This is a genomic window from Streptomyces sp. NPDC104761, assembly GCF_055583445.1.
This window is the reverse complement of the sequence record NZ_JBVJNZ010000001.1, coordinates 578,050-584,571: the sequence shown is the minus strand read 5'-3', so window position 1 is coordinate 584,571 and position 6,522 is coordinate 578,050. Positions and strand designations below refer to the sequence as shown.

The window sequence follows — 6,522 nt, the reverse complement described above, 5'->3', positions numbered from 1 at the left end:
TTGGTAGGGGCAGAGGGGGGTTTGGCGGGGGGGGACTGCCGCCTGGCCCCGGTAACCCGCTGCCTGCGGGCCACGGAGGTTGTGCCCCCTGGCGCGCCCCCCCCCGGGGACCACACCTTCCGTACACGTTCTGCGCCGACGGCGAGCGGGCGCCTGCGCCGTGCCGACGGCGATGCGCTACAGCTTTCGCAGCCATTCGTCGGCGACTCCGTGCAGCGCCCGGTCGTCGGGCCGGACACGGGAGTCGTCCAGTCGGAAGGTGAGCCGGTCGACGACGGCGACCACTCCATCGATCTGACGGGTCATGGAGACAGCGATCTCCGTGTCGGTCTTGCGGTCCATCTGGCCGGTCAGGGTGACCACCCCCTCCGAGACGGACACGTCGACGGTGTGCGGCGGCAGCCACAGGGCGCGCTCCAGCACTTCCTCGACGACCTGTGTGCTGATCTCCGTGTCGGGCCGCAGGAAGACCTGCAGCAGGTCGCGGCGGGTGACGATGCCGACGAGTCGTTGCTCCTCGTCGAGGACGGGCAGCCGCTCCACGTGGTGCAGAGCCATGGCGCGGGCGGCCTCGACGATGGTGTCGTCGGCGTGGACCGTGACGGGCGGTGCCGTCATCAGCTGTCCGGCGGTGCGGGCCCGTGCCTTCGCGGCCCGCATCCGGCCCCTGCGGGTCAGGCCCGCGAGCCGGTGGTGTTTCTCCGGCTCGTAGGGGTTCGGGGCGTCGGCCTGCCGGACCATCAGGTCCGTCTCCGAGACGACTCCGACGACCTTGTCGTCCTCGTCGACGACGGGGAGGCCGCTGACGCGGTGCTCACCGAGTAGCCGGGCCACTTCCTTGAAGGGCATCCCGCGCACGGCGCGGACGACCTCCGTGGTCATCACTGAGCCGACCTTGTTGTGCTTCATGGCTTTCCTCCTCGACAGAGTCGACGCGAATGGGGAGTCGGGGCCTGGACGCCGGCAGACAGGCAACTCGGGCAGAAGCAGCCGACGCCCGGGGGTAGAGCGGCAACGGAACACATCCGCAGGCTCCTCGAGGTCATCTCCCGGTCGAAACCCTGCAGTTGGCCATGGGTACCGGCCGCGCCGCGTGCAGGCCCCCGCGTCGGGCCGTCCTTGAGCAGGGCATGGACCGTGGGCTTGCTCTGAGCTGCTCACACCCCATCGCCAAGTCCCCCAGGTCTGTTGACACTCCGAGCATCCACCTGAACCGGCCGTGTCCCCATGGGCTGTTCGGGGACGGATCGGGGACCGGTCGGCCTTCGGTCCGGGGCGGGTTTCAGGTATGCCGGGCTCGAGCGGCGGCCACGCGGTCCACGGATGACAACGGGACGAGGGGCCCGTCGATGACTCGTACCCGGGGCGCCCCACCCGGACGGCGCCGGCCTTGGCCGGGGACGGTGTACCGGCTTCCCAGGTCGAACAGGTCACCCCATCGGCCCGTTCGTCCGCACCGTGGCCCTCGGCCGCGTCCGGGCCGTCCGGCGTGACGCGGGGCCCGTCCGGCCCCTGCCCCACCTCCGGAGGCCGGGGCAGCGTGGAGGGCACCACCGATCGGTTCCGACGGACGCTCGTGACAGGGCGGGGAGGAGACCCGATGTCCACCGCACTTCTCGACGTGGCGACACTGGAGAAGATCGTCTCGGCCGCTGTGGCCGCCCCGTCGATCCACAACACCCAGCCCTGGCGATTCCGGCTGGTCCCGGAGACCCTGACCCTGCAGATCCGGGCAGCCGCCGACCGCGGCCTACGGCACATCGACCCGTCCGGGCGCGCCCTGCACCTCTCGGTGGGCTGTGCGTTGTTCAACGTGCGCCTGGCGGTCGCGCACTTCGGGTGGGAACCGGTGACCCGGCTGCTGCCCAGGCCCGACGAGCCAGCTCTGCTTGCCACCGTACGCCTCGGCGGCACCGCCCGCTTCTCTCCGGCCCCGGGTCTGTACGACGCCGTGTGGCGCCGGCACAGCAGCCGTTTGCCGTTCTCCGACCGAACATTGCCCACTGCCCTGCTGCATGAGCTCGCCGAGGCCGTGCACGCCGAGGGGGCGCTGCTCGGCCACCCGGGTCCCGAGGAGACGGACCGCCTGCTGCGACTGACGCTGGAGGCGGAGCGGCGCAACACGGCCGACCGGGACCGGGCAGTCGAGAGCCGCCGCTGGATCCGGGAGCCGGACGCCACGGCACTCGGCATTCCGCCGCTGGCCGTCGGGCCGCAGGACTGCCGGGACCGGGTTCCGGCGCGGGACTTCGGGGCCCACCGTCACCGGGCCGCCCTCACCGCCCGCCCCTTCGAGCAACGGCCCACGATCGCCGTACTCTCCACCCCGCACGACCGCCGGGCCGACTGGTTGCGAGCCGGTCAGGCACTTCAGCACGCCCTGCTGGTGGCGACGGCCGCCGGCGTGCGGGCGTCGCTGCTGCATCAGGCCCTGGAGTGGCCCGACCTTCGGGAGCAGTTGGCAGAGCCGGAGGACGGCCCGGTGCACGCGCAGATGCTGATCCGTCTGGGTTACGGACCGGAAGGACCGGCCTCCCCCCGCCGTACGGCGGCACGGACCCTGGAAGAGAGTTAGGCATGTAGTCCATCCAGAGCGCGCGTGGAACAGATTCTCCCGGCAGCTGCCCCCGTCATGTTTTCGGCGGTCCTGCAAGAGGGCCGCCGGCCTCCGGGCCCGACAGGCGCCGTTGGTGACGCTGATGAGAGGCCCGGCTACCGCCCGGCCCGGCGCAACGCCCGTCCCGCTTGCGGGCGGCAGGTCTGCATGACGTGGATGCGCGCACGGCGGCCTGGACATCGGCAAGACGAACCATCACGGGCAGGGACTCACCCCGGCCGGCAAGAAAGTCTTCGACAGACAGCTGCCCAGGCCGGTGGCGGTGGGACAGCCGTCGAGCAGCTGGGGCCGATACTGCAGCCTCTTGAGCCAGCCAGATCACGACGCCGGGGTCGAAGTGCGGCAAGGCAACTGATAAGGGGGACCGCCCTTTCCGTCCTGGCGGCCCCCGAAGTCCCCTCCGTCTCCCTCATCGTGCCCTTGCGGTCGCGGGCTGCTGACAGGAACCGGCCCCGGCGCTACCCTCCGGGCACTGACATGGGACGACGGGGGAAAAGTGAACAGGCTTCTCGCATGTGCAGCGGTCGGCGCGGTATTGCTCTCCACGGCGGCCTGCGCCGCAGGGAGTGGCCCGTCCAGGGTGAAGCGGTCACCCGCGGCCTCCTCGACGCGCACGGCGTCGTCGCAGCCCACTACAGCCGACCGGGGCCAAGTGGTCGATGCGTCCAGAGCCAACCTCACGGCGCAACTGTCCAGCAAGGACCTTCCGGGCCCGCACGGGATGTTCACCGCCGCCGTCGGCCGCAGCGCCGCCACGTTCGTCTGGGAATCGGCCGACGGGCGCTTCTGCTCGGGGTCGGCAGCCACGACCGGCGGGTTCATCACGTCGTTGTGCGTCTCCGACCGCCGCGACACTCCCTTCTCCGTCCGTCCCGCACTTGTTCCCCTGCTCAGTACGTACACGTTCGCCGAGGTCCACGTGTTCGGCGCGGACCGCGAGATCGTCCAGTCGGTCACGTGCAACGGCACCCCTCTCACGGTCCGCCGACTGCCACCCGTCCTGGATGGTCGGCGTGCGCTCTACGCCTTCGACCTCTCGGAACCGACGGCCGGACGGGTCACCGTCACCGTCGTCCGCGGCCGCGCCACGGCCACGGAACACGTCAAGCTGTTGGGCGGAGTCCTCCGGCACAAGGCGTCGTGCCGCTGACGCGGCACGGGTGTGGGAACGGTGTTCGCGAGTCGAGTACGGATGGGCCATGCGGACACAACAGGCCGCAGTACGACCCGCTTCGCCGTCGACGTCGTCCTGGACGGTTCGGCTACCGCTCCCCCACGGGCACCTGCCACACCAGTGAAGTGCCGCCGCTCTCAGGGCGGTTGACCGCCAGCGAGCCGCCCAGCTGCTCGGCGCGCTCGGCCATGTTGCGCAGCCCGCTTCGGCGGCCCTCGGCCGGGATGCCGACGCCGTCGTCGGTCACCGTCAGCCGTACCTCACGGCCGTCGGTCTCCAGGGCCACATCGGCCCGCTGCGCCCGTGCGTGCCGGGCGATGTTGGTCAGGGCCTCGGACAGTACGGCGATCACGTGATCGGCGATCTCCCGCGGCACCTCCGTGTCGACCAGGCCCTCCATACGCACGCTGGGCGGGAAGCCGAGGACCTGTGCGGCCTCGCCGATCGCCCGTACGACACGGGCTCGCAGTCCCGTCCCGGCACCACCGTCCCGTGCCCGCAGCCCGAAGATGGTCGATCTGATGATCTTGATGGTCTCGTCCAGGTCCTCCACCGCCCGCATGACGCGCTCGGCGGCCTCCTCGTGCTCGATGAACCGGCCGGCGCTCTGCAGCGTCATACCGGTGGCGAACAGCCGCTGGATGGCCAGGTCGTGCAGGTCCCGGGCGATACGGTCGCGGTCCTGGAGCACCGCGATCTCCTCGGCGTCCCGGCGGCGGTCCGCCAGCTCCATCGCCACGGCGGCCTGAGCGGCGAAGACCTGCAGGGTCTCGGTCTCCGTCCCCGTGAACGGCTGCCGTCCGGTCTCCCGCGCCAGCAGGACCACCCCTCGCGGACCCGCCTCGCCCGTGCCGATGGGCACCGCCGCGGCAGGGCCCAGTCCCCCGAAGCGCGGAGGCTCCAGGGAGATGCGCTCATCGTGGCCGACATCCTCGCTGGTGACCGGAGCCGCAGCCGAGAAGGCCAGGCCCATCAAGGTCCGGTCCAGGGACAGCACCAGCCCCTCGTGCGCCTCGGCGCCGAGGCCGACGGCGATCTCCACGGCCAGCGACTCGGCGCCCTCCACGGGCAGGGCGACCACGGCGAGGGCCGACCCCGTGATCTCACCGGCCCGCTCCGCGATCAGGGCGAGGACCTCGGTGCGGTCGCCACCGGACATCAGCCGGTGGGTGATCTCGGCGTTGGCCTCGAGCCAGCGTTCCCGCAGCCGCGACTCCTCGTACAGGCGAGCGTTGTCGATCGCGACGCCGGCCGCCACGGCCAGGGTCGACAGGACCGACTCGTCCTCCTCGTCGAACTGCAGGCCGCCGCGCTTCTCGGTCAGGTAGAGGTTGCCGAAAACCTGGTCGCGCACCCGGATGGGCACCCCGAGGAAGGTGTTCATCGGCGGGTGGTGGGCCGGGAAGCCGTGCGAGGCGGGGTGCTGGGAGATCTTCGTCAGCCGCAGCGGCTCGGGGTGGCGGATGAGCTCTCCGAGGATGCCGTGGCCTTCGGGGAACGGGCCGATCGCGGCGATCTGGTCCTCGGTGACACCGATCGTGTGAAAGGCGGACAGCCGCCTGCCGTCCGGGCCGATCACGCCCAGGGCCGCGTACTCGGCGTCGACCAGCGCGGCCGCGGCTTCCACGATGCTGTGCAGCGCCTGCTCCAGGTCGAGCTCCCGGCCGACCGACAGCACCGCCTCCAGCAGGCTGTGCACCCGGTCCCGCGTACTACGGGCCGCGTCCAGCCGTGCCTGCAGCTCCTCCAGCAGCTCGTCCAGCCTGAGCTGGGGCAGCCGCACTCGAGCCCCTCCGGGCTCCTCGGAGCGTGCCACCGGTGACCCTCCCGATCGTGCGCAGGCCGGGCCGACAGTCGGTTGTCCGGTCACATGACACCGTAACGTTCCGGGCCCGGTGAGAGAACAGAATCCGCCTTGCCGCGCCATCCTCGTGGGGCGCCGCACACCTTCGCGCACGGTCCTGACCGTGGAGCTGGACAGTACCGGCGGTGAACACCCCGCGCAGTCGCCCGCCGCCCGCAAGTCCGGGCCCACCAGGCCCGGGGGTGGCCCGAACGGCCCTAGTGCCGAAGGTCGCTTCCCCGTTCGAATGATGTGATCCATCAGAATCGGCCCGCGGACGAAACCACCGTGGGCGAGTGACCAGAACACCTACGGATACCGCCTATGGCCCTGGACCAAGCGCAGCCGGTCTCCCCGGGACCCCGCGAGAGCGTGACGCTCGACGCCGCGGAGGCCTTCAGACTGCTTGGCAGCGTCTCGATCGGCCGGGTCGTCTTCACCCAGCACGCCCTGCCGACCGTGCGACCGGTCAACCATGTCCTCGACGGCGGGGACGTCGTCATCCGCACCCACGAGGGCGCGGCCCTGACCTCCCGCAGCCGGCAGGCGGACGCGCCGGGCGTGGTCGTCGCCTACGAGGCCGACTCCATCGACCCCGTCACCCATCTGGGCTGGAGCGTCGTGGTCACCGGGTACGCCCGGCTGGTCACCGACGCCCGGGAACTCGCCCGCTACCGCGAGTTGCTGTACCCCTGGGTGGGCGGTGCGATGGACTACGCGGTCCGCATCCACCCGGATCTGATCACCGGCATCCGCCTGGCCCCGGCCGCAACCTGAGTCGGGCGGTGGCAGACGTACGGCGGCCGTGGCGGCTCGGCCTGACGTGAGCGGTCAGCCGTGCGGAACGCCGGCCGCTGTGGGTGTGGCGCCGAAGACCCCGTGTGGCGG

The 6,522-nt window shown here is 71.5% G+C and carries 5 protein-coding genes; 3 read left to right on the top strand and 2 right to left on the bottom strand.

The window, feature by feature from the left end:
• Positions 1-177: 177 nt before the first annotated feature.
• Positions 178-909 carry a CBS domain-containing protein gene (locus ACZ63F_RS02710; protein ID WP_469708014.1) on the bottom strand — a complete coding sequence of 244 codons (732 nt, stop codon included), beginning with the start codon at positions 907-909 and terminating at the stop codon, positions 178-180.
• 691 nt (positions 910-1,600) lie between these two features.
• Here ACZ63F_RS02710 and ACZ63F_RS02705 point away from each other — a divergent pair.
• On the top strand, positions 1,601-2,575 hold the full coding sequence (locus ACZ63F_RS02705; protein ID WP_469708013.1) for an Acg family FMN-binding oxidoreductase: 975 nt from the start codon (positions 1,601-1,603) through the stop codon (positions 2,573-2,575).
• Between the two features lie 694 nt (positions 2,576-3,269).
• The gene (locus ACZ63F_RS02700) at positions 3,270-3,767 is read left to right on the top strand and encodes a hypothetical protein (protein ID WP_469708012.1); all 498 of its coding nucleotides are present in this window, start codon (positions 3,270-3,272) and stop codon (positions 3,765-3,767) included.
• 112 nt (positions 3,768-3,879) lie between these two features.
• On the opposite strand, the gene ACZ63F_RS02695 is transcribed toward ACZ63F_RS02700, so the two are convergent.
• The gene (locus tag ACZ63F_RS02695) at positions 3,880-5,607 is read right to left on the bottom strand and encodes a sensor histidine kinase (protein ID WP_469708010.1); all 1,728 of its coding nucleotides are present in this window, start codon (positions 5,605-5,607) and stop codon (positions 3,880-3,882) included.
• A gap of 351 nt (positions 5,608-5,958) precedes the next feature.
• Between ACZ63F_RS02695 and ACZ63F_RS02690 the strand changes: the two genes are divergently transcribed.
• Positions 5,959-6,411 carry a pyridoxamine 5'-phosphate oxidase family protein gene (locus ACZ63F_RS02690; protein WP_469708008.1) on the top strand — a complete coding sequence of 151 codons (453 nt, stop codon included), beginning with the start codon at positions 5,959-5,961 and terminating at the stop codon, positions 6,409-6,411.
• The last annotated feature ends 111 nt before the right edge of the window (positions 6,412-6,522 follow it).

What these genes read in the sequence shown, in the direction of transcription:
- ACZ63F_RS02705 (WP_469708013.1), top strand. Translation starts at nt 1,601, where the DNA reads ATGTCCACCGCACTTCTCGACGTGGCGACACTGGAGAAGATCGTCTCG.
- ACZ63F_RS02690 (WP_469708008.1), top strand. Translation starts at nt 5,959, where the DNA reads ATGGCCCTGGACCAAGCGCAGCCGGTCTCCCCGGGACCCCGCGAGAGC.
- ACZ63F_RS02710 (WP_469708014.1), bottom strand. Translation starts at nt 909, where the DNA reads ATGAAGCACAACAAGGTCGGCTCAGTGATGACCACGGAGGTCGTCCGC.